Here is a 26099-nt window from a genome sequence, read left to right on the forward strand (position 1 = left end):
ATGCTGCCTGCCTCTTGTGTGTAAATCGCGCAATTCGCAACACTGTCTTGCATCTTTTTGGGGCAATCCGAGTGCCCCGCTGGCGGAGGAATGATGGAAAAGAAACGGGTACTGCTCTCCTGGAGCAGCGGCAAGGATTGCGCATGGGCTCTGCATCAGTTGCGGCAGGATCCCGCCATCGAGGTGGTGGGGCTGTTTACCACCCTCAATCAGGCATTCGAGCGGGTGGCGATGCACGGGGTGCGCAAGCAGCTGTTGACCGAACAGGCCGCCTGCGTCGGGCTGCCCCTCATCACCATCGATCTGCCCTGGCCCTGCAGCAACGAGGATTACGCCCGCATCATGACCGGCTTTATCGCCGATGTGGTGGCACAGGGGATCCGCCATATGGCCTTTGGCGACTTGTTCCTTGAGGATGTGCGCGCCTACCGTGAAAAGCAGCTGGCAGGCTCCGGCATCGAACCACTGTTCCCGCTGTGGGGCAGCAATACCCGTGAACTGGCGTCGCAGATGGTGGCCGCTGGGTTGAAGGCGCGGATCAGTGCTCTCGACCCGAACAAGCTGGATGCCAGCCTGGGTGGCCACGATTTTGACGAGGCACTGCTGGCGGTGCTGCCGGCGGGGGTCGATCCGTGCGGCGAGAACGGCGAGTTTCACACTCTGGCCTGGGATGGTCCCATGTTTCTGCGCCCGCTGGCGATCTGCACGGGGGAGACGGTGGAGCGCGATGGTTTCATCTTCACTGACTTGTTGCCTGCTGATTCCAGCACCTAGTCGAGTTTGGCCTCCTGATCGCTCTTGTCGTCGTTGTAGCGCAGCGCGATCTCGTGAAACTGCACGTGGATGTGAGCGAAGGCATCCGTGATGTCGGGATCAAAATGGTTGCCCCTTCCCGCCAAAATAATGGGCACCACCTCTGCATGGGTCATGGCTGCCTTGTAACACCGCTTGCTGATCAAGGCATCGTACACATCTGCCAGCGCCATCAGTCGGGCCGAGAGGGGAATTTCATCTCCTATCAGACCGTAGGGGTAGCCGGTGCCATCCCACTTCTCGTGGTGGTAGCAGGCGATCTCCTTGGCCAGTCTCAGAAATTCCACCTCTACCCCCAGCGCTTCCTCGGCGTGGACTATGGCCTCCTTGCCAAGGGTGGAGTGGTGTTTCATCTGGGCGAACTCATCTTCATCGAGTTTGCCGGGTTTGAGCAGGATCCGGTCCGGTACGCCGACTTTGCCGATATCGTGCAGGGGGGCCGACTTGAACAGCAGCTCTATGGTCTTGGGGGTCAGCTCGGCACGAAAGCGAGGGTGCTCGCAGAGAGTTTCCGCCAATAGCTTCACATAATGCTGGGTGCGCAGAATGTGGTTGCCGGTCTCGTTGTCCCGGGTTTCGGCCAGAGAGGCGAGGGAGTGGATGGTGATGTTCTGGATCAGCTCGTTTTCTCGGGTGCGTCGTTCCACCTCCTGCTCCAGATAGGCATTTTGGTCATGTAGCAGATCCCGTGCCGCCTTCAGCTCAAGGTGGTTTCTGACGCGGGCCAGCACGATGGCGGGGGAGATCGGCTTGTGAATATAGTCCACGGCGCCGAGAGCCAGTCCATGTGCCTCGGCGCTCTCCTCTACCTTGGCAGTCAGAAAAATCACCGGAATATGCCGTGCCTGCGGCATCTCCTGCAGTGCCTGCATCACCTGATAACCATCCATCCCGGGCATCACGACATCAAGCAGGATCAAATCTACCCGGGAGTCTGATGACAGTATCTCCAGTGCCCGCTGGCCACTGATGGCGACCTTGACCCGGTGTTGTGGGCTGAGCAAGGCGCTGAGCAATGAGAGGTTTTCAGGGGTGTCATCGACCACCAGCAGGGTGGGCTTGGTATCGGGATCCAGCAGGTTGAGCATGGTGGTGCCCTCACTCTTGGTTGAACAGATCGGGCCTGAGGGCCCGGACTCGTTGCAGATGTGCAAGTGCATCCGTAAAACGGAAGCCGGTAATGGCGTCAGCTATCCTGGATGCCGTCTCTCCCAGCACTCTCGTCAGCTGCTGCTGATGCTGCTGGAACAGGGTCAGAGCTCCGGCATCATCTTCCGCCAGCAGCCGGATCAGCTGCGCCAGCAGGGGCGCCAGGTCGACTTGTTCTTGCTCCGGCAGGTCGGCTGTGGTCTGGGTGGGTAGCAGGGCCTGTAGGCCATCGCTCAGTTGCTGCTGCATCTGCAGCCCCTGCTCCGCCAGTGGAAGCAGGCTGGTGGTGTCATCCCCCCGGGAGAGTGCACTCTCCAGCTTGGCCGAGATACCCCGCAGTGGTTCGGCGCCCAGAGTGGCGGTAATCCCCTTGAGGGTATGGGCCTGACGATGGGCCTCCTCCCGGTCGTTCTTCTGCAGGGCGGCGATCAGGCTCTGCATGGGCCGGGTGCCCTGTTGGGCAAATCGTTGCAGCAGATCCTGATACCACCCCCAGTTGTACATCAGCCGTTGCAGGGCGGCTTCGGCATTGAGTCCGAGCGCTCTTAACTGAGGCTGCAATGGCTGGTGCTGTGGTGAAGGTGCGCTCTTGGGTATTGCATCGGTTTCAACGCTGAAGGCAGGGGCCCAGCACTGCAGTGCGGCATAAAGCTTGTCGGGGTCGATGGGCTTGGCGATGTGGTCATCCATACCGGCCGCCAGACAGCGTTCCCGGTCACCGGCCATGACATTGGCCGTCATGGCGAGGATCGGAGTGTGGTGCCCTTCGCTCTCTTGCTGGCGCAACTGACGGGTGGCAGTCAGTCCATCCATCACCGGCATCTGCATGTCCATCAGGATCAGGTCGTATGGTTGTTGCGCAGCCATTTCCAGAGCAATGGCACCATTGGCAGCAATGCTGACGTCGATGCCCGCCGCTCGCAGCAGTTCCATGGCCACCTGCTGATTCAGCTCGTTGTCTTCTGCCAGCAGTATACGGAGTCCCTCGAAGCGATAGTTGTGGGTAGGCTGGGTGGGCTTCAAGGCAGTCGCCGTGGTTTGCTGGCCGAACAGCCCAATGATGGTATCAAACAACACAGAGGCACAGACTGGTTTGACCAGCACCCTATCAAAGCCGGCGGCCTCTGCTTCGCGAAAAATCTCTTCCCGCCCATAACCTGTCACCATGACCCGATAAAGCCGCTTGCCAAGGCCGCGGGCGATGAGGCGGCGCCCCGTCTCTATGCCATCCAGCCCGGGCATGTGCCAATCCAGCAGCACCACCTCATAGGCGTTACCTTCCTGCTCGGCACAGGCGATCATCTGCAGCCCTTGCTGACCCGATTCGGCGGTGTCGACCACGAAACTCATGCTGCGCAGCAGGGCAGCCAGTATGGTGCGGGCGCTGGCACTGTCGTCGACCACCAGTATGCGGCGGCCACGCAGATCCAGACTTGGCAGATAGCGTGAGCGGTATCTGCCGCGGCCGAGTCGGGCAGTAAACCAGAAAGTGCTTCCCTTGCCCGGTTCGCTCTGCACGCCGACCTCCCCTCCCATCAGTGCCGCCAGTTCGCGGGAGATGGCGAGCCCGAGGCCGGTGCCGCCGTATTTGCGGGTGGTGGAGCTGTCCGCCTGCTGGAAAGACTGGAACAGCCGTTGCTGCTGTTCCTGGCTCATGCCGATCCCCGTGTCCTGCACCGAGCAGTGCAACAGCACCTCTTGCGGTCGTTTCTCCAGACAAGTGACCTTGACCAGTATCTCCCCCTGCTCGGTGAATTTGACTGCGTTGTTGGCGTAGTTGATCAGGATCTGGCCGAGCCGCAGGGGATCGCCATAGAGCAGGGTGTCTAGCTGGTGATCGACCTCGAACAGCAGTTCTATGCCTTTGGCTTCGGCCTTCTCGCCCACCAGGGTTGCCAGATTTTCCAGCACATGGTCGAGATCGAACTCGATCTGCTCCAGATCCAGCTTGCCCGCCTCGATCTTGGAGAAGTCGAGGATATCGTTGATGATGCCGAGCAGGTGATGGGCCGAGCGCTGGATCTTGCCCAGATAATCAGCCTGCTGCGAGTCGAGGCGTGTTTGCAGGGCGAGGTGGGCCATACCCAGAATGGCGTTCATCGGGGTGCGGATTTCATGGCTCATGTTGGCGAGAAAATCGCTTTTGGCCCGGGTTGCGCTTTCTGCCAGCTCATAGGCCTGCTCCAGCTCCTGATTCTTGGTCTGCATCACGGCGAACAGCTCATCCCGGGTCGGTTCAGCGAACTGCTGCTGCATCTGCAACAGCAGAGCGTCATCGGGCCAGTGTGGCAGGTGGCATACCAGAGCGATGGCAGTGTCAGCATGAGGAACCAGCCGGATGCTGCCATGGGTTGCACCGGGTGCGTTGTGCTGCAGTGGCTCGTCGGCCGAGAGGGAGACCCACAGCTCCCGCGTATTGCTCTCCAGCCAAAGCTGGAGTTGCAGTGAGTCGATGGTTGCCGTCAGCTGGCGCACCAGCTCCGAGGTGGTACCCGCCAGCGGCGCCACGAAGGTGGGGTTCTTGTCGATGCAGGTGAGCACCTGGATCACCTTGCGTCTGGCGGTGAGGGCTGCCGTCGGGCCAGAGAGCCTGATATCACCGATCAGCTGCCGCATCTAGCGCTCCTTCTCTGGTTGTACCCGCAGCACAATACAGCTCGCATCGTCGGTGCTGCGCCCACTATGGTCTATGACTTGACGGGCCAGAATGACGGGATCAGCCCCCAGATCCAGTGCGCCGTCACGCAGGTTGAGTGACTCGCTGATGCCATCCGAATAGAGCATCAGCACATCCCCCGGCTTGATGGGCTGCCGTTGCAGCAAGGGGGTGGGGAAGCGCTCCCCCAGCACCCCATCACGGGAGATACCGCGCCAGAGGTCATGGCCGCGCAGACAGATGCGGGTGTTGCCGATGCCGGCGTAGCTCAGTTCACCCCGTTCACTGTTGACCAGGGCTATGCCAGCGGCCGCTCCCCGGGTACCGATGCAGTGTTGGTGCAACAGCTGCAGCAGAGGTGCCGGCTCCTGTTCAGGGGTGTTTTGCAGCGCCTCTTGCAGTATCAGTGCCAGCTTGTTGGCCGAGGAGCCGTGGCCGCTGACATCGATCAGTACCAGCAAGACGCCGTCGGATGTGGGCCGGATAAAGACCAGATCGCCGGAGACCTTTTCCGGATAACAGGGTCTGTTTTCGCTAGCCCAGACCAGTGTCAGACCTGCCTGCCCCCATTGTTGGGTGGGCGTGATGAGACGTGGGACCGAGGGTACAGAACCCAGCCATTTGCGCGCCTGCACCAGGGTGCCCCCTTCCGGCGGTGTGCTGATGGTGAGCTCTGACATCATGCGCCGCACGCCGGGCAGTCCCAGTCCCAGGGTGCCGGAAGTGCTGTAGTGATCCTGCAGGGCCTGATAGACATCCGATATGCCGGGCCCTTTGTCACGGGCGATGATGTCGATGCAGGATCTCCCCTTCGGGTGATGGATCATCAGGGTGATCTCCCCCTGCCCGGCGTATTTCAGGATATTGCTGCCAAGTTCGGAGACCACGGTGGAGAGCATGGCGCGATCCACGTCGGATAGGTTGGCGATAAATGGGAGCCGACGAACCGACATCACAGCCAGGTGCAGATCGATATCGTGGCGTAGCGGATAGCTGGCCTCCCGGGTCGCATGCTCTTGTATCATGGCGGTTTACTCCTCGCCCTGGAGGCGGCTGACATGGGCAAAAGCGTCGTCCATGTCGATGAAGCAGCGCAGTGGCCCGGGCTGTGCCTCGGCTAGCGCCAGAAATGCGGCGATCCCGGCATTGAGCCCTACCAGCAGGCAGGTGGCACCCAACAGACGGCACACCTCGGCAAGTTTGCAAACCTGTCTGAATTCATGGTGATCCAGTAGCATGACGCCGGAGAAGTCGAGCAAGACTGCATGGTGACGCCCGTGTACCAGTCGCTGGGAGAGGGCCTGCATCAGCATCTGCATGCCGTCGTCTCCGAGATCGGGGCGCATGCTGACTACTATGCAGTCGGCCATATCGGCGATGCCAAGATCGTTGTTGAGCTGCATGGTCATTGCCGCGACCTAGAGGGCTGAGCCAACCCGTTTGAGCGCTATTTCGAAGGCGTCTCTCAGGGTCGCCGTGGTACGGACGTCACCGACCGACACCCCCAGCTCCACCATGGTACGGGCAATGGCGGGGGAGACTCCCGAGATGATGGCTTCACAGCCCATAAACTGGGTCGCCTTGGTGATCTTGATCAGCTGGTTGGCGACGCCAGTGTCCACGGTGGCGACTCCGGCAATATCCAGCACAAAGACCCGGGCGCGGGTTTCGGCAATCTTGGTGAGCGACTTGTTCATCACGTCGGCAGTGCGCATGGAGTCGATGATCCCAACCAGTGGCAGCAGCAGGATCCCGTCCCAGATAGGGGTGACAGGGGTCGACATCTCTTGCAGAGACTTGTGCAGCTCCTCGCGCACTCTGGCGGCCTCTTCCGCTTCCACCATCGCCTGTTTGAGCTGGCGGTGCTGCTCCACCTGTGCCGTGATGTCGGTGGCAAACTTGACGATTTTACTGGGCTTGCCGTTCAGATCCAGCACGGGGTTGTAGGAGCCCTGGATCCATACCTCCTGTCCCTGCTTGTTCAGGCGGCAGAATTCGCCAGCCAGAAACTCGCCCCGGCGCAGCGTGTCCCAGAAGGCGAGGTAATCCGCCGACTGGGCGTAGTCTGGGTCAACCAGCAGCCTGTGGTGTTGCCCTTTCAGCTCTTCCAGCTGGTAACCCACTATGTCGAGAAAGCGTGGATTGGCATCCAGTATGGTGCCCTCCAGCGAAAACTCGACCTTGCCCATGACCCGGCTCAGCGCATTGAGCTGGCCCTCGAAGCTGGCCGTGAGCTGCTTCTGCCCGGTCAGATCCATGGCGTACAGAGTCATACGAGATAGTTGTCCATTGTCATCCAGAACCGGGCTGCAGGCTCCACGGATCCAGACATCCCGCCCCGGCTTGTCCAGCAGGTGAAGCTCGTCCTCCTGCGAGGAGCCGCTGCGCAGTGCGGCCTGAAAGGTGTCATGTGTGGCGGATTGCACCTGGTCCGGGGAGAGCAGCATGCCGTAGTGCTTGCCGGAGAGCTCATCTAGCGTGTAGCCCATGAGGCTCAGAAATCGCGGGTTGGCATCAAGGATCTGCCCCTCTGGCGAGAGTTCGAGCCGTACCAGCACCTGATCGAGGGTGTCTATCCCGGCATGATGAGTGGAAGGGGCCGAACCTGTGGTATTGGAAGAGGAAGTGTGCGCGTCCATGGCATCTCCAGAGAGAGTCGTTGATTTTGATATCAATAGCGGGTGTTAAGCAGTTATAGCCCACTCTGGCTCTTCCAGCCGATATCTAGGGTCAAAAGAGGCTTGTCATATCCTGGTTGGTGGAGGCTTATCCCGGGCGGATAAAATGGGGGGCTAGCCACCAAGACCGAGACCGTGAGCCAGATCCTGCAGCAGACCATGAATATTCCGGCCGACCAGCTCAATCCGGTGATCTTCGCCGGTGGCCAGCGGGGCAGAACACCAAGGTGCAGTGGCTCAAGGATAAGCAGATGACGCTCTTCTACGGTGATATCAAGGCGGCGCAGGAGGTCGGCATTCGCGGCATTCGGCTGCTGCGGGCCGCCAACTCCAGCTATCGACCACTGCCGTTGGCAGGGGCGCTGGGGGAAGAGGTGGTCATCAACTCCCAGTTCTGATCCGGAGCGGATCCATACAACAAGGGCGGGGCCATTGGCGCCCGCCCTTCTGTTTTTAAGGAGTCATGCAAAGGCGTAGCGCCTTGGTCAGCTCCGGTTATCAGTCAGCCCACGGCATCTCGGGCAGGCTGTCGAGGAATTCGCCGTAGCGGGTCAGATTGAAGGGGCCCTGATCGGCCTCCATCGCCATCAGCTCGGCCCCTAGGGCGCAGGCGATATATTGCAACGCCTCTTCCCGCGGGGTGCCCTTCATCACCAGCCGCATCAGGGTCGCCTTCACATGGGGAGGGTGACCATCGTTGAGCTGGTTCTCCACCATCTCCAGCAGCGTCTCTTCGTCAAAAAATTCCTGAGTGTCGTTCATGGGATATCCGCAACAGTGAATGTGGCGGCCAGTATAGCCTGAATGTGACTAACACCTTGAATGGCCAGCGAATAAACAATCCGATGAGGAGGCCATTTGTTACCCATAATTAGGAAGAGTTTGCCAAGGCAAACAGGTTGGAACACAGATAACATGGATGGACACGCCTATGCCCACGATAGATTCCCTGCTGGCTGAGCCCAAGCTACTGCCCCAGATCCCGGAAGTGATGCGCGATTTGATCCAGACCTTCAATGAAAAGGATCCGGATCTGCTGAAGATCAGCAAGTTGATCAACAAGGACCCTGTCATCTCCGCCAAGTTGCTGCGGCTGGCCAACTCGGCCAAATTCGGCAGCAGTCGTCAGATCGGCACCGTCAATGAAGCCGCGGTGCGGCTGGGGTTGGCGATGGTGCGCAACATGGTGCTGGCCTGCGGGCTCACCGAATCGGTCAAGGCCGTGCCCGGCATTGATCTCAAACATTTCTGGGGCTGCGTCTTCAACGTGGCTGAACTGGCCCGCCGTCTGGCGGTGAAGAAAGGGATGAAGGGAGATGAGGTTTTTACCTGCGCTCTGCTGCACGATCTTGGCCGGCTGGTGATGCACGTGGGGCTGCCTGAAAACACTGTCCACCACATTCACGATCTGGAGCTGCACAAGGGGCGGGCCAAGGCAGAAGAGCTGGTGGTTGGCTTCAACTATGCCCAGGTCGGGGCGGCCATGGCTCGTTACTGGAAGTTTCCCGATACCATCAGCAATGCGGTGGAGTATCACTACAATCCCATGCTGGCCAAGGTATTTTCCGCCGAGGCCGGGTTGATCCATCTGGCCATTGTGCTGGCGGCCCAGTCCGATGTGGGGGAAGAGGCGCCCCCTGAGTGGCCCCACAAGGTGGCAGATGCGTTGGGGCTGAGCTGGGCCGATTGCGCTGCCCAGTTCACTGCGCTGCGCGAGCAGGGCAACGGCTATGCCGGACTGCTGGCCGCCTGAGCCCGTTTCTCCCATCTCGTCAGGGGTCGCACTGCGGCCCCTTTTGTATGAGTGATGGTGCCACAGGCTTGCCAGCCCGGGAGTGACGGGGCACTCTTTGCCCTTCACTTTCCGTTTGAGAGCCCTTGCCATGATTGCCTCCTCCCGCCTGATCCTGCGCGAAATGATCGCCAGCGACGCCCCCTTCATCCTTGAGCTGCTCAATGACGGTGACTTCTATCGCTACATCGGTGATCGGGGCATTCGCACCCTCGAACAGGCGCAGGAGTATATCCAGCAGGGGCCGGCAGTCAGCTATGCCCGCTATGGTCACGGGCTCTATCTGGTGGAGCGCAAGGATGACGGTGCCAGCCTCGGTATCTGCGGTCTGATCAAGCGCGATACCCTGGAGCAGGTCGATATCGGTTACGCCTTCCTGCCGCAATATCGTGGCCAGGGCTACGCCATTGAAGCGGCGCAGGCCGCCCTTGCCGATGGCAAAAGCCGGTTGGGGATCGGGCAGGTAGTTGCCATCGTCACTCCGGGCAACGAGCGATCCATCGGCCTGCTGGCCAAGCTGGGGCTGGTGCACAGTCGACTGGTCAAATTGAGCGAAGATGCCGATGAGTGCCTGCTGCTCGAATCCGGGGTAACGGAGTAACGTTCCGGCTGTCTGCGAGCCGGTCGATGCCAGGAGAGGGGAGTCCCACTTTCGGGAACAAGTGTCCCGTTTTCTAAGATCTTGTCAGCCAGCCCATCAAAAATGAGTTTTTGGGAGTCTCTGTTCCGTAAGCGAGACGCACCTGACGGGACCAGCCCTGCATAGTAGGCACACTGGTTTCACCGTCATTGGAGCAATGGACATGAGAACTCCCAATATCACCTTTATCGGCGCAGGCTCTACCATCTTTGTGAAGAACATCCTGGGGGATGTGTTTCACAAACCGGCCCTGAAAAATGCCAACATCTCCCTGATGGACATAGATCCACAGCGGCTGGAAGAGTCCCAGATTGTGGTGCGCAAGCTGATGGATTCCAGCGGTGCCAAGGGGCTGCTCAGTTGCCATACCGAGCTGAAACCTGCGCTGGCAGGGGCCAACTTTGTCATCGTTGCTTTCCAGATCGGCGGTTACGAGCCCTGTACCGTGACCGATTTCGAGGTGTGCAAACGCCACGGTCTCGAACAGACCATTGCCGATACGCTTGGGCCCGGCGGCATCATGCGGGCACTGCGCACCATCCCTCATCTTTGGCGGGTGTGCGAGGTAATGAGCGAGGTGTGCCCCGACGCCACCATGCTCAACTACGTCAACCCGATGGCGATGAACACCTGGGCCATGTATCAACAGTTCCCTCATATCAAGCAGGTGGGACTGTGCCACTCGGTGCAGGGAACGGCGCACGAGTTGGCCCGTGATCTCGGCATCGATCCGGCGACCTTGCGTTATCGCTGTGCCGGTATCAACCACATGGCCTTCTATTTGACCCTTGAGCATCAGCTGGAGAGCGGCGAATTCGTCAATCTCTATCCCGAGCTGCTGGCTGCCTATGAAGCGGGGACTGCCCCCAAACCCGGCCTGCACCACAACCAGCGTTGCCAGAATCTGGTGCGCTACGAGCTGTTCAAGAAGTTTGGCTACTTTGTTACCGAATCTTCCGAGCACTTTGCCGAGTACACCCCCTACTTCATCAAGCCGGGACGCCCCGATCTCATCGAGCGCTACAAGGTGCCGCTCGACGAGTATCCCAAGCGCTGCGTCGAGCAGATTGCCCGCTGGCAGGATGACCTCACTGCCTATCGTCAGGCCGAACGGGTCGAGGTGCCCGAATCGAACGAGTATGCGAGCGTCATCATCAACTCCCTCTGGAGCGGTGAGCCCAGCGTCATTTATGGCAACGTCAGAAACGACGGCCTCATTACCAACCTGCCGGATGGCTGCTGCGTGGAGGTGCCCTGTCTGGTGGATGCCAACGGCATTCAGCCCACCGCCATCGGTCGGCTGCCAACCCATCTGGCCGCCCTGATGAGCACCAACATCAACGTGCAGGCGCTAGTCACCGAAGCGATCACCGAGCGCAAGCGGGAAAGCATCTACCATGCAGCCCTGCTCGATCCCCACACGGCGGCAGTGCTTGGCATGGACGAGATCTACGCCCTGATCGACGAACTGATTGAAGCCCACCGCGGCTGGTTGCCGGAGTGGATTCACGGCTGAGCAAGAGCCCCCTGCGGGGGGCTTAACCCCCAAGGAGATAAACCATGAGCGTCTCGCTGAAAACCAAGTTGAGCTATGGCTTCGGGGCCTTCGGCAAGGATTTTGCCATCGGCATCGTCTACATGTACCTGATGTTCTATTACACGGATGTGGTGGGGGTGTCGGCTGCCTTCGTCGGCACCATCTTTCTGATTGCCAGGATTTGGGATGCGGTCAATGACCCCATCATGGGGTGGATTGTCGACAATACCCGCAGCCGTTGGGGCAAGTTCAAACCCTGGATACTGATAGGTACAGTGGTCAACTCCATCGCCCTGGTGATGGTGTTCAGTGCCCACTATTTCGAAGGGACGGCCCTGCTCGTCTATGTGGCCATCACCTACATCCTGTGGGGCATGACCTATACCCTGATGGATATCCCCTTCTGGTCGCTGGTGCCAACGTTGACCATCGACAAGCACGAGCGCGAGGCACTGGTTCCCTATCCCCGCTTCTTTGCCAGTCTCTCCTGGCTTATTACCGGTGCCATCGGCCTCAAGGTAGTGGACTATTTTGGCCAGGGGGACAAGGCCCACGGTTTTCTGATGTTCACCTTCATCCTGGTCGCCTTCTTTCTTGTCTCGACCCTGGTCACCCTGCGCAATGTGAAGGAGCGCTACAGCTCGGCCGCGACCCCCACTGTCAGTCAGCAGCGCACCACCATCATGGATTCGGTCAAGCTTATTTTCCGCAACGATCAGCTCACCAGCGTGCTGTTTATGGCGCTCTGCTACAACGTGGCGAACAACACCATCACCGCCTTCGCCATCTACTACTTTACCTATGTGATTGGTCAGGAGTCCCTCTTTCCCAGCTTCATGATGTACGGGGGCATCGCCAACCTGATCACCCTGATGATCTTCCCGCGGCTGGCCCGCTTCATCTCGCGGCGGGTGCTCTGGGCGTTGGCCTCACTCTGCCCCATAACGAGCTGCCTGATGCTGATGTATATCGGTTTCATTGCTCCCCAGAATGTCGCGCTGATCATCCTCTCCGGCATCCTGCTCCACATAGGTACCGCCCTGTTCTGGGTGCTACAGGTGATCATGGTCGCCGACACGGTCGACTATGGCGAGTACAAGCTTGGCACCCGCAACGAGAGCATCGCTTACTCGGTGCAGACCATGGTGGTCAAGGCTGGCTCGGCCTTCGCCGGCTTCTTCATCGGTGTCATGTTGACTCTGGTCGGTTATGTCCCCAATGCGGTGCAGAGTGCCGAAACCCTCTTCGGCATGCAGGCCATCATGGTGGTGCTGCCGGCCATCTTCTTTGCCCTGACCCTGTTTGTTTACTTCCGCTTCTACAAGCTCAACGGCCACTACCAGAGCAAGGTGGTAGATCATCTGATGTGCAAATATGAATCCGAAAGTATCGAGGCCAAGCAGGCGCAGGCGGCGGCCAGCTGATCTCTTTCACCTATAACGCCGACCTTGGGGTCGGCGTTCATCATCAAAGGAGTTGAACATGGGATATCCAATGAGTCGCCGGGCCCGTCTCTCATGCGCCATGATGGCGGCAGGCATCGCTACCCTCTGTGCGCAGCCGGCGGTCGCCGCCGGAGTGGAGGCAGCATCGCAACCGGCCGTGCATCTCAGCTCTTCCAGCACCGAACTGGCGGAAGGATTCAACTGGGCGGCCGCCAAAACGGCGCAGTTCATCATGACCGGCCAGCGTGGCGTCACCAACAAGGACGAGTACCACCCGGAGGGGGATGGCACCGGCCTGCATGACTACATCCCCTCCTACTGGGCCGGCTATTACGATCGCACGGCCTTTTACGGACGCGACTTTGCCCATCAGGTTGCCGGTGCCGAGATTGCTGGCTGGCGCGCCGAGAACTTTTCGATGTTCAAGGTGTTTGCTCGCAATGCCACCGACGCGCGCAAGTGGTATACCCTCTGGGCCTTCAACTTTGATGGCTCTCCCCACACCATCGACTACAAGGACGAGAGCTGGTTCGTGCGCGAGGTGCCCGCCCAGTTCGAGTTGGTGGAGAAGGCTTACCACGCCTACCTCTGGAGCGGCGATCGCCGCTATATCGAGGATCCCGAGCTGTGGTCCTTTTACGGCAAGGTGCTGACCGACTTCATCGCGCTGCATGATGAGCAGCACCCCAACGGGATCGCCGAGGGCAAGGGAGGTATTTTCCAGGGATCCTGCACCTACAACGAGCGGGGCGAGCACCCGATAGAGGCAGCCGATGCCATTGGCTCCCAGTATCAGGCGACGCTGGCTTATGCCGCCATGCTGCAGGCTCGCGGTGAAAAGCGGGCGGCGCAAGTCTGGCAGCGCAAGGCGGTGCTGCTGAAGCGCTACTTCAACGAGGAGTGGAGCCGGGTTGCCGGGGATGAGCAGGGCCACTATGCCCGCATACTCGACAGCAATCTCAGCAAGCGCAACGATTTTGGCAAGGAGAACAGCTGGTTTATTCCGATGAAGCGGCTATCTGAGCCGGGGCCGCGCAATGACCGCTATCTCGACTTTATCAGCGAGATGGTGGGCGAGGGGATCGGCTCGACACCACAGGCACCCGCCAACATCGAGGCCTACACCTATCTGCCGGATACCTATTTCCCCTATCAGCGCAACGAGGAGGCGTGGCGCTGGATGCGCTACATTCTGGCCAAGCGAAATTTCCCCCATGAGCGGCCTAGTCAGGGCACCAATGGTGACTATCCGGAGATCTCCTTTACGCTGGTGTCGCAGACCGTGGAGGGGATGATGGGGGTTGAGCCGGATGCGGCCGCGCACCGGGTGGCAACCCTGTCCCGATTGCCCGCTTTCATCGACTGGGTAGCCATCGAGCAACTGCCGGTCGGGGCCCACCGGTTGTCACTGCGCCATGAGGGCGTTACCGCCAGCAAGTTGGGCAACACGGGGCCGCGCGCGCTGTTCTGGGAGGCCCGCTTCCCGGGCAACCACGGATTCCTGCTGGTGGATGGCAAGCTGCGCAAGGCGCGTATGCAGCGCCTCAACGGAGTCACTGTGAGTGCGGTCGAGGTGACTGTGCCGCCGGGTGGACGAGTGAATGTATCGGTACCGTCCCGCTAAGCGGTGAGAGATTGAGTCAGGGGGGCGTGAGCCCCTTTTTTATTTGGGAATTTACTGCGAAGAGTTGGCCCGTTCCCGACTCAGTTGGCGGTAGCGACTCGGTGTCAGCCCCAGATAACGCTGGAAGGTCTCATAGAAGCGGCTGCTGGAGTTGAAACCTGCCGTCAGTGCGACATCGAGGATGGTGCGGTCGGTATCGCTGAGCAGGGCTCTGGCATGGTTGATCCGCATCGCGGTGACGTACTGCTTGATGCTCATCTGCATCACCTTCTGAAACAGCCCCATGGCGTAGTTGGGGTGCAACCCAACATGATCGGCCAGCTCCCTGGTGGTGAGCGGGGCATCATGGTGGGCGGCAATGTATTCGAGCATCTGCTGCACATGGAACTGGGAGTGTTTTGAGGCACCCGTCGTCGTCCCCTGATTGCTGTGGTTGGCGAGCAGGCGGCTCCAGCCATCCAGCCCTAGGCGCCGCAACATCAGGCAGATCTCGTCGGCAACCAGTTGCTGACGGCCAGGGTCATCCATCCGGCTCTCCGTGACCCAGCGGGTCAGTTCAAACTCGCTCACCAGCATGGCTGATCGCGACTGCAGTACGCCGCCATGGGTGACCTGATTCAGCAGCTCCCGATTGATGGGCCAGGAGAGAAACAGATGGATCGGTATATTGATGAGGCCCATCTGCGAGCAGTGGCCGATACGGGTCAGCTGATGGGGGATGGCCGCCCAGAACAACCCTGCATGCCCTGCCGCCAGGGTAAAGGATTGGCCATTCATGGTGTACTCCACATCACCGTCGAACGGGATGTTGACTTCCACCTGGCCATGCCAGTGGTAACCGGCCATCTCGTGGGGAGCCCGCAGTTCCACATCGATCGCCTCATAAACGGAGTAGAGCGAGAGGGGGCTGCTTAGCCCCTCATCGGTCTCGTGCACGCTGGAAAAGTAGGGGCGTTCAAGCTTCGTCATCATGCAGGCATCGTTATCAGGTGGATTGAAGAGACCCTGTTTGTATCACCATTCCGAGTCTCTGCCTGTGGCGGTCGTTCCGTTATTGCATCTTGTGGTGCACCAGAGCGGGAAACTGCCGGTGAACTCACAGTTGGGGGATGCAGGAGACAGCGGGGCGGCATGCTCTACCCCTGTTGTCCCCTGCTCTGCGATTTTATCTGGACACCAGCCGCTCCAGTCCGGTGAGTGCTTGTTCCAGATAGCTGCGCGGGCAGCCCAGATTGAGGCGAATAAAGCCCTGCCCCCCTTTGCCAAAGCCGATCCCCATCGACGGGACAACTCTCGCCTCTTCGATAAGCCGCTGTTTCAGCTCATCGTCATCCAGCTCCAGCTGGCGGCAATCGATCCAGGCCAGATAGGTGGCATCGGCCTCCATCAGTTGCAGACGGGGCAACCGGGTTGCCAGTTGCTCGGCAAACCAGTGGCGATTATCTGTCAGATAGGCGAGCAGCCCGTTTAGCCATGCCTCGCCGTGCTGATAGGCCGCAGTGGCAGCCTCCATGGAGAGCGCATTGAATACATCCAGACCATGGGCATCGAGACGCTGTTTGAAGCGCTGGCGCAGCGCAGGATCCGGGATGATGAAGTTGGAGATGCGCAGCGAGGAGAGACCGAAGCTCTTGCTGGCAGAGGTCGCCACCACCATGTTGGGCAGCAAATGGGGCGGCAGGGAGAGCACCGAGGTGTGCCGATGGCCAGCCAGTTGCAGATCGGCCCAGATCTCGTCTGATACCAGCGTCACGCCGTGCTGCTGGCACAGGGTCGCCAGTTCATAGAGCTCGGTGAACGTCCAGCTCCTGCCGGTCGGGTTGTGGGGATTGCAGAGGATCATCATGGCGGGGCGCTCCACCATGAAGAGACGTGCCAGCTGCGGCAGATCCATCTCGTAGCGATTCCCTTTTCGCAGCAACGGGTTATCTAGCAGTCGTCGCTCGTTCAGCGCGATGATCTTGGCAAAGGAACCATAACAGGGGCCCTGGACAACAATCCCTTCTCCGGGTTGTGTCAGCATTTGCAGTAGCAGCGAGATGCCGGGGATCACCCCCTCGACGGAGTGGATCCACTCCCGTTCTATGGTGATCTGATGGCGCCGGGCAAACCACTGTTGTATGGCGCTGAAGTAGTCATCCCGTCGCTCGCTGTATCCGAATACGCCGTGGGCGACCCGCCGTTGCAGTGCCTGCTGCACGGTTGGTGGACAGGCAAAGTCGAAATCGGATACCCACATGGGTAGCAGATCGCTGCCGTCGATGCCAAGGTACTGGGGCATACAGTCCCATTTGATGGAGTTGGTATTGTGGCGATCAATCACTTGGTCAAAGTTGTGCTCTGGCATCTTATCGCTCCTCCGCCACTGTCATGGTCCGCGGCTCCTCTGTCACCTCTTTCCGGTCTGCATGGGCGATGCCAATACCGGTAAAGCCGTAGCCCAGGGCAAAGAAAAGGGCGGCATAGCACTGGATGGCCCAGGGGAGGTAATCGAGCGTCGGGATGCCAAGGGTGCCCGCCATATAGACACCAGCAGCCGTCCAGGGGATCAGGGGCTCAATCACGGTGCCCGCATCCTCTATGGTGCGGGAGAGGTTCTTGGTATCCAGCCCCATGCGACGGTAGGCGTCCTGAAACAGCTCGCCCGGGATGAGCAGGGCCAGCTTGCCGTCACTGGTGGCACCGGTGACCAGCAGGGTGGTGGCAATGGTCGAGGCGATCAACTGGCCAGTGGAGTGAATAAGGGTCAGCAGGCGATTGATGATGAGGTTGAGTGCCCCCGTCAGGGTCAGTACACCGGCAAAGGAGAAGGCGCAGAAGACCAGCAGAATGGTGCTCATCATCGAGAACATGCCACCGCGATTGAGTAGGCGGGGGATATCGGGGAGCAGCTGGCTGACGTCATGACCCAGTGGGGTGAACATGGTGAGGTTGAAGCCGTCGATCAGGGCATTGAAACCGGACTGTAGCGGCAATCCCTGCAACGTAATCCCGAGGATAATGGCGATGGCGCTGGCCAGCAGCATCAAGGGAATAGTGGGCTTCTTGGCGATCGCCCCCCACAGCACAATCAGCGGGGGCAGCAGCAGGAGAGGATTGAAGTGGTAGAGCTGCTCCAGTGTGGACAGGATGGTGATGACCTTCTCCGGTGTGGCCACCTCTTCACCGATGACTGAAAAACCGGCGACGAAGAAAACGCCGGCAGCCAGCAGGAAGCTGGGCAGCGTGGTCCAGAGCAGGTGCTGGATATGGGCGTAGAGGGTGGTATCGGCCACAATGGCGGCGAAGTTGGTCGAATCGGAGAGAGGAGAGATCTTGTCGCCGAAATAGGCGCCTGACACCACCGCCCCGGCTGCCGCTGCCAGCGAAACATCCAGACCGTGCGCAACCCCCATCAGGGCTACCCCGACGGTGCCCGCTGATCCCCAGGAGGTACCGGTACAGACCGAGACCAGGCTGGTGATGAAGAAGGCCGCAATGAGAATGTATTGCGGGCTGATCAGCTTGAGCCCCCAATAGACCATGTAAGGGATGGTGCCGCTGAACATCCAGCTGCCAATCAATCCACCCACACAGACCAGGATCAGAATGACCGGCATCGCCTTGGCCAGCTTCTGGACGATGGACTGGATGATCTCGTCCCAGCTATATCCCTGCCAGCAGGCGAGCAGTGCTGTGAAGATGGCGGACAGCAGGAGCAGTGGCTCAATGCGCAATCCCATCAGAACATAGCCAACGATCAGGAGCCCCAGCATCACCAGAATGGGTAATGTGGCAAGCCCCAGGGTCAGGGTCTTTCTCTCTTGTTTCATCACAGTTGATCCATCGCTTCAGAACATGGCGCCATTGTGGGGCGAGCAGCCTGGTGGAAATGTGAGCCTTGCACGCCAGCCATGTAACCGGTTACATGGTGTTCTGGAACGTGATCATGGTCGCAGAAGGGGAGGTTGCGTCAGGGGCATAACCGACTCGCGAATGACCAGTGCAGGGGTGAACTCATGGATCTCCGGGCCCGGGTCCTGCTGTTGCAGTCGGGTGATGGCCAGCTCGGCAGCCCGTTTGGCCATGGTCTCAATGGGGTAGTGCAGAGTGGTCAGTGTCGGGTAGAGGTAGCGGGCCAGCATGATGTCATCGAACCCGATAATCGACAGGTCTTCAGGGATCCGTCGCCCGCATTTTCTCAGGTGCGACATCATGCCTGCCGCCATCACATCGTTGAAAGTGAGCACGGCGGTTACCTCGGGGCACTCAGCAAGCAAGCGCGCCGCCGCCTGTTCGCCCCCCTCCTCGGTAAAGGGCTGGCTGATAACCCACTGTGGTTTGAGTGCCAGATGATAGTGAGCCATTCCTTGCTCATATCCCTCCAGGCGGAGCTGCCGATCGGCGATGGGCAAATCACAGGTGATGAAGCCGATCCGGCGATGACCTTGAGCCACCAGATGGTCGACGGCGGCTCGGGTGCCTGCCCGGTTGTCCAGCCAGACACTGCGGTGAGCCAGCTCGGGCAGATAGCGATTGATGGGAATGAGTGCTGGCATGTGTGAGGCGTAACGGAGCAGCAGTTCGTCAGAGAGGCGAGTGGTATGGGCAACGATGGCTTCGCAGCCCTGATTGATCAGAAACTCGAGCCCATACTGCTCCTGCTCGCTTTGATGGGACCCGCTACAGACCATCAACCGAAAGCCGTGCTGCCGGCTGATGGCTTCTACTCCGCGGGCCAGTCTGGCAAAGAAGGGATCGGCCAGATTGCCGGTCAACAGGCCGAGCATATTGCCGCTGCGTTTTGCCAGAGCCACTGCCGCCATGTCGCGTCGATAGTCGAGCGCACGCATTGCTTTCTCTACCCGTTCCCTGGTCGCCGGTTCAACATGGGCAGAGTTATTGATCACTCTTGAGACGGTTGCCGTCGAGACCTTGGCGAGGGTTGCGACCTGTCTGATGGTGGCCATCTGATTGCCTTGTTCATACTCCGGAGATAAGGGGCTCTCTTATAACGACAACTCGGTATGTCAGCTACCTCTTGCGGTTCGCTTTACTGCGATTTGTGATCGGAGTGGCACATTGGTGGTTTGCAAGGCGAATGAGATAAAGAGGCTAAGGGAAGGAGCAGAGACGATGCGGGGTGTACTATCACCAGATGATGGCGGAGGGGGATAAGCAAAGAGGCCGCCGTGAGTTGCGGCCTGTCTGCATCGGGCGCTGCCGGAGGGCAGGCAGGATCAGTTGAGGTCTTCGATGGAAGACTCGCCGCATTCATCTAAGTGTTTGATTATTATATTTTTAATTGTTTTGGTTAAGTGTTTTTTATTTTTTTACCCCACGCTAAACCCCGCTCAGTCAAAATTCTCTCTGCTGGTGGCCGGCATAGAGCGTTTGGCCAGTGAGCCGTTTCCTCTCCTCTGGTGGTGATAACTCAGCCAGCGGAATGGGCTGTGTTGTCGTTTTCACTGCGTCATGGACGTGAGGTGGCAGGGATTATTTCATCTATCAGTTCGGTTGGGTCGAGATCCCGTTAGCCGCTGCAGCAGGTTGTCTGTCAAGGTTGCTCTGGCAGCCTTCCAATCAGCGATGTTGCGAGGCCTCATCTCGCATAGGTGGAAAAAGCGTGCCTCATGACGATCTGTGCGGCTCCCTTATGCTCATTGAGCTATTGGCTGCCAATGATGTAGAGCGCTACGCCAGGAGTCATTACATATGCTCATGTACACCAACCTGAAACCTGTGGTCTGTGATAAACCTTGCTCACCCAATATCTGGCAAATGTACGGATGGTATTGGCCGAAATTATTTATAATTATTTGTAATTTAAAAATATAAGCAGTTGGTGATCACAATAATGAATATGTCTCGATTTTTTTATTTTTCATGAAATCTATTTTCGGTAGGGTTTTATAGCAATCAACAAACCGAGAGACGTAAATAATGAAAAACACGACCTTGGCAATTGCCATTTCAATGGCGCTGTCTGTCCCCGCCATTGCCGGCACAGTGTCAGAACATGAAGCCGATAATCGCAATGGATATATCCAGTTGCAGCCTTCCGAAAATAATGAACAACTCCTGACAGATGCAGTCAATGCAGAGATTATCAATTTTCCTGACAAGAATATGGAAGCCGCGGTCAAATCTGCGTTGGGTATTGCTGAGGCAGATCCTGTGACGACTCAGGATATGCTGGCGCTGGATAGTCTCAATGCTGTCGGTAAACATATCGAGAACCTGACCGGGTTACAGTTTGCCACCAATCTTGTTTCACTGGATGTGACGGACAACGATATCAGTGATATTTCCGCAATCAGTGAACTGCCGCTCTCCACGCTGAAAATAGCGGCCAACCGTCTCGCTGATATCCATCAACTTGGCAGAATATCTACGCTGACCATGCTGGATATCTCGGGAAATGGGATTGATTCACTGAGCCCGATTGCGGATCTGATGAATCTGACCACCTTGTCCGTCAGCGATAACCCGATAGATGACCTATCCCCGCTGGGAAAGATGAGCAAGCTCAAGCAGCTTGAGGTGGCATCAGCCAAGATCTCCACCCTGGAGTTTATGCCTGCGACCCTGGTTGGTCTGAATATTTCGAATAACAAGATGGCGGATTGGTCCGGCATGGCCAACCTGTCTGCTTTGCAGAAGCTGGATGTGTCGGGGTGTCGCCTGGATGACCTCGAGAAGATAGTGCATGGGCCGCGCTATCTGGCGAAGCTGACTGCCGATGACAACTACATCAGCAACACTCGGCCGCTGGCCTATCTGCACGACAACACCAGTGTGTCATTGAAGAATCAACATGTGGTGATGGCGGATACGGTGCAGGGGAAATGGCTCAAGATCGTTTTGCGCACTCCGCAAGACGAGGTACCAGAGATTGTCTGGGCGACGCCCGGCAGCTATGACGAGACGAACAACCTGCTGGTATGGGAAGGGGCAGGCCAGAATTCACTGACATGGTCCTACGAGAGCAGCAACAAGAAGGTGATTGCCAGCGGTAGCGTTGTGCAGCAGGTATTCCAGCCTTAATATGCGGCTGGCTTTTATGGCACTACCTCCATGACTCCCGGCAGGTAGTGCCATTTTTTTTAACTAAATGAGGAAGAGAGAGACCATCCCGGACAGGGTATGGAAAACAAAATTGACGTGAATCAAGCAGATATGATTCATCTTTAATGTTCATTCAGATTTGCATCTTGATCAGATAAAATCACGGTCGCGAGCCCCCCTCTGGATGGGGGCTTTGTTGTTATGGATGCTCTTATCTCTATGTTTTTAAGGGTATTTTTATGAAATTAATCGTAATTTAACCGCATGGGCTTTCAGTGCTAACATTTTCGCTCCATTTAATTGCCAAAAGGTAGCGAAATGTTTCGTAAAAGGGCTGATGTGGATGTTCTTTTCCCTAAGCCAACTGAATCATCGGGATGGAAGCCGAAGAAAAACTATGAGCTGGACTACATAAATATACCTATAAAGTACATAAAAACGCTGGTGTATATACTGGTAGTCATAGTTGCTGTATTGGACATATATTTTGCTTTTGAGATCTATTTCGAATATAGCGGTTGGCTGGTATGTAAAGGGGTGGCTAATGAATCCTGCTTTTTGGGGTGGTAGTCACATTCAAGTTTGCTGATTGATGAGCATCATGCTGGAAATAAATTATCACATTGGTGATGACATCACCTTTATTCCATCGCGTTATTGTCTGGTCAAAGAAAGGGGAGATGCTACCCGCGAAGTACATTTAAGCCAGAAAGAGTGCCAACTGCTGGAGTTTTTCTGTGAACACCCCCAGCAGGTGATGTCCAGAGAGGAGTTTATCTCTGCATTGTGGAACAACAGTGAAAGCAGCGACGCGGGTCTGAATAAAAATATCCTGATGATCCGGCGCAAGCTGGAGTCCCTGGGGGTGATGGACTCTATCCGTACCGTGCCCAGAGTGGGTTACATGATGGATCTGACCATCCTGAAAGAGGAGCTGATCATTGACGACGCCCCCGACACTGTCACCCATGATGCGCTGGTCGGAGAGCTGGTTGATGAAACGGACACAGGCCGCGATCTGTTTGACGAGCCCCCCTTGCTGCAACCCGCATGGCACCGCAGCAGGGTTATCCGCAAGCGTGGCATCATGGTCTCGTTGCTGCTTGGTCTGCTTGTTCTGGCTGGCTGGTTTCTGCTGGCGGAAGAAGAGAGCCTGCCCTATCTGACCAAAAAGATAACCACCCGGCACGGCATCATCTATCGCGTGGATGGGGCCAATCCGCCGATTTCCAGCGCCACTCTGGAGATGATTGACAAGGCTTCTGCGCAGTCGGCGGAGAGCGAATACCGGATGATGATTGCCGACCACCTGATATCGCTGGTCTCTTATGAAGGCGATCGGCCCCTGTGGGAGAAGGTCTATTTCGTTCAGCATGATGCGTCGCTGGAGCCTCAGCTAAGGTGCATCGCACAGCATCTCTCTGTGCCCCCCTTCCGTGATTTTCCGGCACCCATGGGGGAGGGGTATTACAACAACGTCAATTTCTATGCGCCTTGTGATGGGACAGAACATCCCGTATTGGCGATGCAGGTCAGACACAAGGGGTATGGTGCGCCGATCCACGAATTCGTGCAGGAGGTCTCGTTGGTGACGCCAGCCGGTGAGGAGATGGCAGAGCTGACGCTCCTCAAAACCCGTGATGGCAGGCTGACGGAGATCAACGGCCGCTATCCCGATTACGTCATGAAAGCCCATCTGCAGAGTGTGCACGTCAAGGCGCTGGAGTCGGAGCTGCTGACCCCCTATCGGGCGGCTGTCATGAGCATTATGACCAGCGAAGAGGAGCACTTGCGTTACACCCTGGAGGCGCAAAAAGTGCTGCATGCCTCCACCGTGCATGGCGGTTTTCTGATGCTGTCGCGCCGGGCGCCAGAATAAGCGCTCTGCCCGGATGCCCCGGCGGGCTCTCGGCAAGGGCTGCGCTGTTACTTATCCCACCAAGGCTGGCTTGTGCCAGCCTTTTCTTTCTTCAGCACTTGCCGTGCCACCAGCTTTTGCCTTGATGCCCCCTCTCCTCGCCACCGCCCTGAACCCCCTGGTTAAGTGAAGTGCCGGCCGGCTCGCGCTTGTTGCTGGACCCTATGCTGCAACACAATAGCCCTGAGGCCGGGCGTGGCCTGGCGGTAGGGAGGGGAGCGGGAGCGGGATGAAGGGTCAAACAGGGATGGGCCTCAGGCTCTGCGGATAATGCGGGTGTAAGGGGGCCGGAGGGTGCCTTGCGGATGGATAGCCTCAGCTTAGCGGTGCGAACCGGGGATTCACGCGGCAGTCAGGAGCCGCACTCCGCCGCCGCTGAAGATACCGGACTCCCCGGATAGGGGGGTTGACGCCGAGCGCGAATGGATGGACCCCTTCGGCGGAGCACCCCGGTCGGCAGAGGTAGGCCATCCGGGTGGCGGTAGGGTGACGGTTCCCGACTCGATGTCGCGGGTGTGCGCATACCGGGCCAGTGGGGTGACGGGGCCTATGCGTGCGGCATGGGATAGCGGCTAATGGCGCAGAGGGGAACAGGCGAACGGCGCCGGCAGAACAGGGAGGGGGGCCACAGCCAGCGGGTGGAGTTGGAGGGCGTTCCGGGTCAGAGCCCGGTTAATAAGGCCCAATGGCAAGGCAATTCCGTTTGCCTTGGATGCGGAGTCAGGTTATCTGCGAAGGATTACTGGTAGGTCATGATAAAGTCGGCGGAGGCATCGAATTCACCCGGCACCGCCTTGCCACCTTGAGCCACGGTACTGATCACCTTGGCACCAAACTTCAGGTGGTTGTCGCCATTGACCAGGCTGGCCACCTTGGTCGGAGTGCCGAGCACGATCTCTTCCCCATTTTGCTTGTTGACCAGGGAGATGGCGCCACCGGAGCCGCCGCCGTTAAGGGCCAGGCTCTTCTTGGCGGTGTCGGCCGGGATGCCGTTGAAGGTGACGGTGGCGTCGCTGGCGGTGGCGAAGTCACAGGCTTCCAGGTGGATCTCGAACGGGCGCAGCGGAGTGGAGCCCTGCTTGTTCAGCAGCGAGTTGGCGATCTCCCCCATCTGGATGGTCTGGTCCACGCTCTCCGGGGCGATGGAGCAGGGGGCGTCGATAATGGCGCCGATAAACTTGATGGTGCCGTGACCCTGATCCACCGGCGGTTTTTCGGTTGGTGGGGTCTCTTCGGCAAAGGCGGTACCAGCGGCGGTCAGGGCGAGGGAGAGGGCTATCACCGACAGCCCCCAGCGGGCAGAATTCATTGGTTTCATATCGCTTACCTTGTTTCGTTTCGTTGAGAGTATGCATAACGACAGCGGGCCGGTCAGTCGGGAGAAAGGGAGCCCATACTGGATACTGGCGCAAACCGACTCACCTGATGCTGTCTGCCAAGGCATGTTACCCCCGGTAGTCGCCCGCTCCCAGTTATGGAAAATTTCTTTGAAATCCTTTTTATTTCAATGTGTTGATTTTGCATTTTGGTGCGCAGGGGCGGGCGCTGGGCGGTTGCGTCCTGGTAGGCGGGGGGATGCAAGACATACCAAGGAGAAATCTGTTCCCGCTCCCCCTTCCTTGGCCACAGTCCCCTGAGTCCGTACGCCGTGCGGGGGCGACAGGTCTAGGCCGTGCAGGACTGGGGGCCCTAGCCCCATCCCCATTCACCTGACTGACGCGACTGGGTCACCGCCTTAGTATCTTGGGTTTTCCCGGGGCTCGGATGGTTTGCCAGTTTTTCGCCGCGCGTTGGCTGGGTTTCAGCGATGGGTCGGAGTCGTAATTTCGATGTCCCGCGGCCCAGACATAGGTGACATCGCCACACCACACCCGCTCGGGTGGTATGTATATGGATGTTACGGGCCCGCCGATTGGGAATATCCCGACGCCCAGGCGGGCGACCGGTTGTCATCGGAGCACCCTGTTGTGGGAATACCCGACCGGATTCCTTCATCTGTTTCGGACTTTTGAGCGGCCTTACCGATACCCCAACTTCCGCATCATCAAAATCAAGGCGCAGCGCTGCCGCCGGGTCCCGGCCGGCTTCGAACGTTCGGTGCAACTCGCTCCGCAGTTTCATCGGACCACGATTATCGTGTCGTTCACGACTACATAGCCGTAAAAATACAGGGTGAACATCTATAGGGCAGCAGACCAAAGCGGTAAGGGCTCGCTCCCGTTCCGGCTGTCAGCTCGGGGTCGGCGCTTAGCTGATAAGGGTTGTGCCACTGCGTTCGAATTGAAGCTGCTGATCCCAGCCACGAAGTACGGTTTCACCAACGTCCTGTGAACGGCTGGCTTCGGGGTTGAATACCCCGGTCGAGCCTTGGAGGCAGCTTCAAGATGGAATTAGGTAGTAAATAGCGACGTTATCTTGTCATTGAACACCTCAGGTCATGGTGGCGACTGAACCACCTACATTGGTGTCCAGGATAATTAGACCACTGCCCCCTGTGGCTAACGATAGGCGGGGTTGGAATTCTGGTGCGGGAGCTGGGTAGCCGGGTAGCCGGGTAGCCGGGTAGCCAGTGGAGCGGGGCTGCGTGTGTGGTATCCGCATTTGTATAGCTTATGCCGTAAACATTAGCCCCACCCCATTCTCGTCAGGGTATTGTGACCGCGGAAGGAGCGCTCTCAACCCGGCTCGTATCTACGCGAACACAGGGCTGGTCCTCCCCGGAGCCATCCCATCTGTCCATCGTCAGGCTGCCCTCACCAACGGGTCGCCCGCGGCCCGGCGTTATGTGCGTCGGTTGCTC

Annotated in this window: 20 protein-coding genes and 1 pseudogene; 9 read left to right on the top strand and 12 right to left on the bottom strand. The window is 58.4% G+C overall.

Annotation, left to right across the window (positions count from 1 at the left end):
- Positions 1-93: 93 nt before the first annotated feature.
- Positions 94-774: an ATP-binding protein gene (locus G5533_RS10060; RefSeq protein WP_441254763.1), complete on the top strand. Its 681-nt coding sequence runs from the start codon at positions 94-96 to the stop codon at positions 772-774.
- On the opposite strand, the gene G5533_RS10065 is transcribed toward G5533_RS10060, so the two are convergent.
- The 5 genes from G5533_RS10065 to G5533_RS10085 are packed head-to-tail and all read right to left on the bottom strand — an operon-like array spanning position 771 to position 7257.
- Complete coding sequence (locus tag G5533_RS10065) at positions 771-1973, bottom strand: HD-GYP domain-containing protein (protein WP_441254746.1); 1203 nt, start codon at positions 1971-1973, stop codon at positions 771-773. The genes G5533_RS10060 and G5533_RS10065 overlap by 4 nt on opposite strands.
- Positions 1912-4578, bottom strand: coding sequence for a response regulator (locus G5533_RS10070; protein ID WP_441254747.1), 2667 nt, complete (start codon positions 4576-4578; stop codon positions 1912-1914). The genes G5533_RS10065 and G5533_RS10070 overlap by 62 nt, the downstream gene beginning before the upstream one ends.
- A complete protein-coding gene (locus tag G5533_RS10075) occupies positions 4579-5643 on the bottom strand; it encodes a SpoIIE family protein phosphatase (protein WP_441254748.1) in 1065 nt (354 codons plus the stop codon). It lies immediately after the preceding gene.
- A gap of 6 nt (positions 5644-5649) precedes the next feature.
- Positions 5650-6021, bottom strand: a complete 372-nt coding sequence (locus tag G5533_RS10080; protein WP_216954502.1) for an anti-anti-sigma factor — start codon at positions 6019-6021, stop codon at positions 5650-5652.
- A 15-nt stretch (positions 6022-6036) separates the two neighbouring features.
- Positions 6037-7257 (bottom strand): PAS domain-containing protein, encoded by a 1221-nt coding sequence (locus G5533_RS10085; RefSeq protein WP_216952764.1) that lies wholly within the window; start codon positions 7255-7257, stop codon positions 6037-6039.
- Between the two features lie 290 nt (positions 7258-7547).
- Here G5533_RS10085 and G5533_RS10090 point away from each other — a divergent pair, with 290 nt between their 5' ends.
- Complete coding sequence (locus G5533_RS10090; protein ID WP_302055900.1) at positions 7548-7694, top strand: hypothetical protein; 147 nt, start codon at positions 7548-7550, stop codon at positions 7692-7694.
- A 100-nt stretch (positions 7695-7794) separates the two neighbouring features.
- Here G5533_RS10090 and G5533_RS10095 read toward each other — a convergent pair whose 3' ends face one another.
- Complete coding sequence (locus G5533_RS10095) at positions 7795-8058, bottom strand: hypothetical protein (RefSeq protein WP_042658108.1); 264 nt, start codon at positions 8056-8058, stop codon at positions 7795-7797.
- A 169-nt stretch (positions 8059-8227) separates the two neighbouring features.
- On the opposite strand from G5533_RS10095, the gene G5533_RS10100 reads away from it, so the two are divergent.
- The 5 genes from G5533_RS10100 (at position 8228) to G5533_RS10120 (ending at position 14334) form a co-directional block, all read left to right on the top strand.
- The gene (locus tag G5533_RS10100; RefSeq protein ID WP_201937502.1) at positions 8228-9049 is read left to right on the top strand and encodes an HDOD domain-containing protein; all 822 of its coding nucleotides are present in this window, start codon (positions 8228-8230) and stop codon (positions 9047-9049) included.
- 130 nt (positions 9050-9179) lie between these two features.
- Positions 9180-9689 (top strand): GNAT family N-acetyltransferase, encoded by a 510-nt coding sequence (locus G5533_RS10105; protein ID WP_441254749.1) that lies wholly within the window; start codon positions 9180-9182, stop codon positions 9687-9689.
- A gap of 202 nt (positions 9690-9891) precedes the next feature.
- On the top strand, positions 9892-11244 hold the full coding sequence (locus G5533_RS10110; protein WP_421257800.1) for an alpha-glucosidase/alpha-galactosidase: 1353 nt from the start codon (positions 9892-9894) through the stop codon (positions 11242-11244).
- A 44-nt stretch (positions 11245-11288) separates the two neighbouring features.
- Positions 11289-12689 carry a melibiose:sodium transporter MelB gene (gene melB, locus G5533_RS10115; RefSeq protein WP_216952768.1) on the top strand — a complete coding sequence of 467 codons (1401 nt, stop codon included), beginning with the start codon at positions 11289-11291 and terminating at the stop codon, positions 12687-12689.
- A gap of 58 nt (positions 12690-12747) precedes the next feature.
- Positions 12748-14334 carry a hypothetical protein gene (locus G5533_RS10120; RefSeq protein WP_421255079.1) on the top strand — a complete coding sequence of 529 codons (1587 nt, stop codon included), beginning with the start codon at positions 12748-12750 and terminating at the stop codon, positions 14332-14334.
- Between the two features lie 51 nt (positions 14335-14385).
- Here G5533_RS10120 and melR read toward each other — a convergent pair whose 3' ends face one another.
- The 4 genes from melR to G5533_RS10140 all read right to left on the bottom strand — a co-directional run bounded on the left by melR (position 14386) and on the right by G5533_RS10140 (position 19283).
- Entirely contained in the window at positions 14386-15306 is a 921-nt protein-coding gene (gene melR, locus G5533_RS10125) for a transcriptional regulator MelR (protein WP_421172683.1), read from the bottom strand.
- 193 nt (positions 15307-15499) lie between these two features.
- A complete protein-coding gene (locus tag G5533_RS10130) occupies positions 15500-16681 on the bottom strand; it encodes a MalY/PatB family protein (protein WP_421172684.1) in 1182 nt (393 codons plus the stop codon).
- A gap of 1 nt (position 16682) precedes the next feature.
- Positions 16683-18146 carry a Na+/H+ antiporter NhaC gene (gene nhaC, locus G5533_RS10135; RefSeq protein ID WP_441254750.1) on the bottom strand — a complete coding sequence of 488 codons (1464 nt, stop codon included), beginning with the start codon at positions 18144-18146 and terminating at the stop codon, positions 16683-16685.
- A gap of 114 nt (positions 18147-18260) precedes the next feature.
- Entirely contained in the window at positions 18261-19283 is a 1023-nt protein-coding gene (locus tag G5533_RS10140) for a LacI family DNA-binding transcriptional regulator (RefSeq protein ID WP_216952773.1), read from the bottom strand.
- Positions 19284-20256: 973 nt separating this feature from the next.
- Between G5533_RS10140 and G5533_RS10145 the strand changes: the two genes are divergently transcribed.
- Positions 20257-21360 (top strand): leucine-rich repeat domain-containing protein, encoded by a 1104-nt coding sequence (locus tag G5533_RS10145; RefSeq protein WP_421205575.1) that lies wholly within the window; start codon positions 20257-20259, stop codon positions 21358-21360.
- 622 nt (positions 21361-21982) lie between these two features.
- Positions 21983-23260, top strand: a complete 1278-nt coding sequence (locus G5533_RS10150) for a winged helix-turn-helix domain-containing protein (protein ID WP_421208873.1) — start codon at positions 21983-21985, stop codon at positions 23258-23260.
- 778 nt (positions 23261-24038) lie between these two features.
- Here G5533_RS10150 and G5533_RS10155 read toward each other — a convergent pair.
- On the bottom strand, positions 24039-24617 hold the full coding sequence (locus tag G5533_RS10155) for a fimbrial protein (RefSeq protein WP_441254751.1): 579 nt from the start codon (positions 24615-24617) through the stop codon (positions 24039-24041).
- 932 nt (positions 24618-25549) lie between these two features.
- Positions 25550-25689, bottom strand: a pseudogene (locus G5533_RS10160) (IS3 family transposase); the annotation flags it as partial.
- Positions 25690-26099: the final 410 nt, after the last annotated feature.

Origin of the sequence: Aeromonas sp. A600620 (assembly GCF_029479985.1) — a bacterium.
Taxonomy (GTDB): Bacteria; Pseudomonadota; Gammaproteobacteria; order Enterobacterales; family Aeromonadaceae; genus Aeromonas; species Aeromonas veronii_A.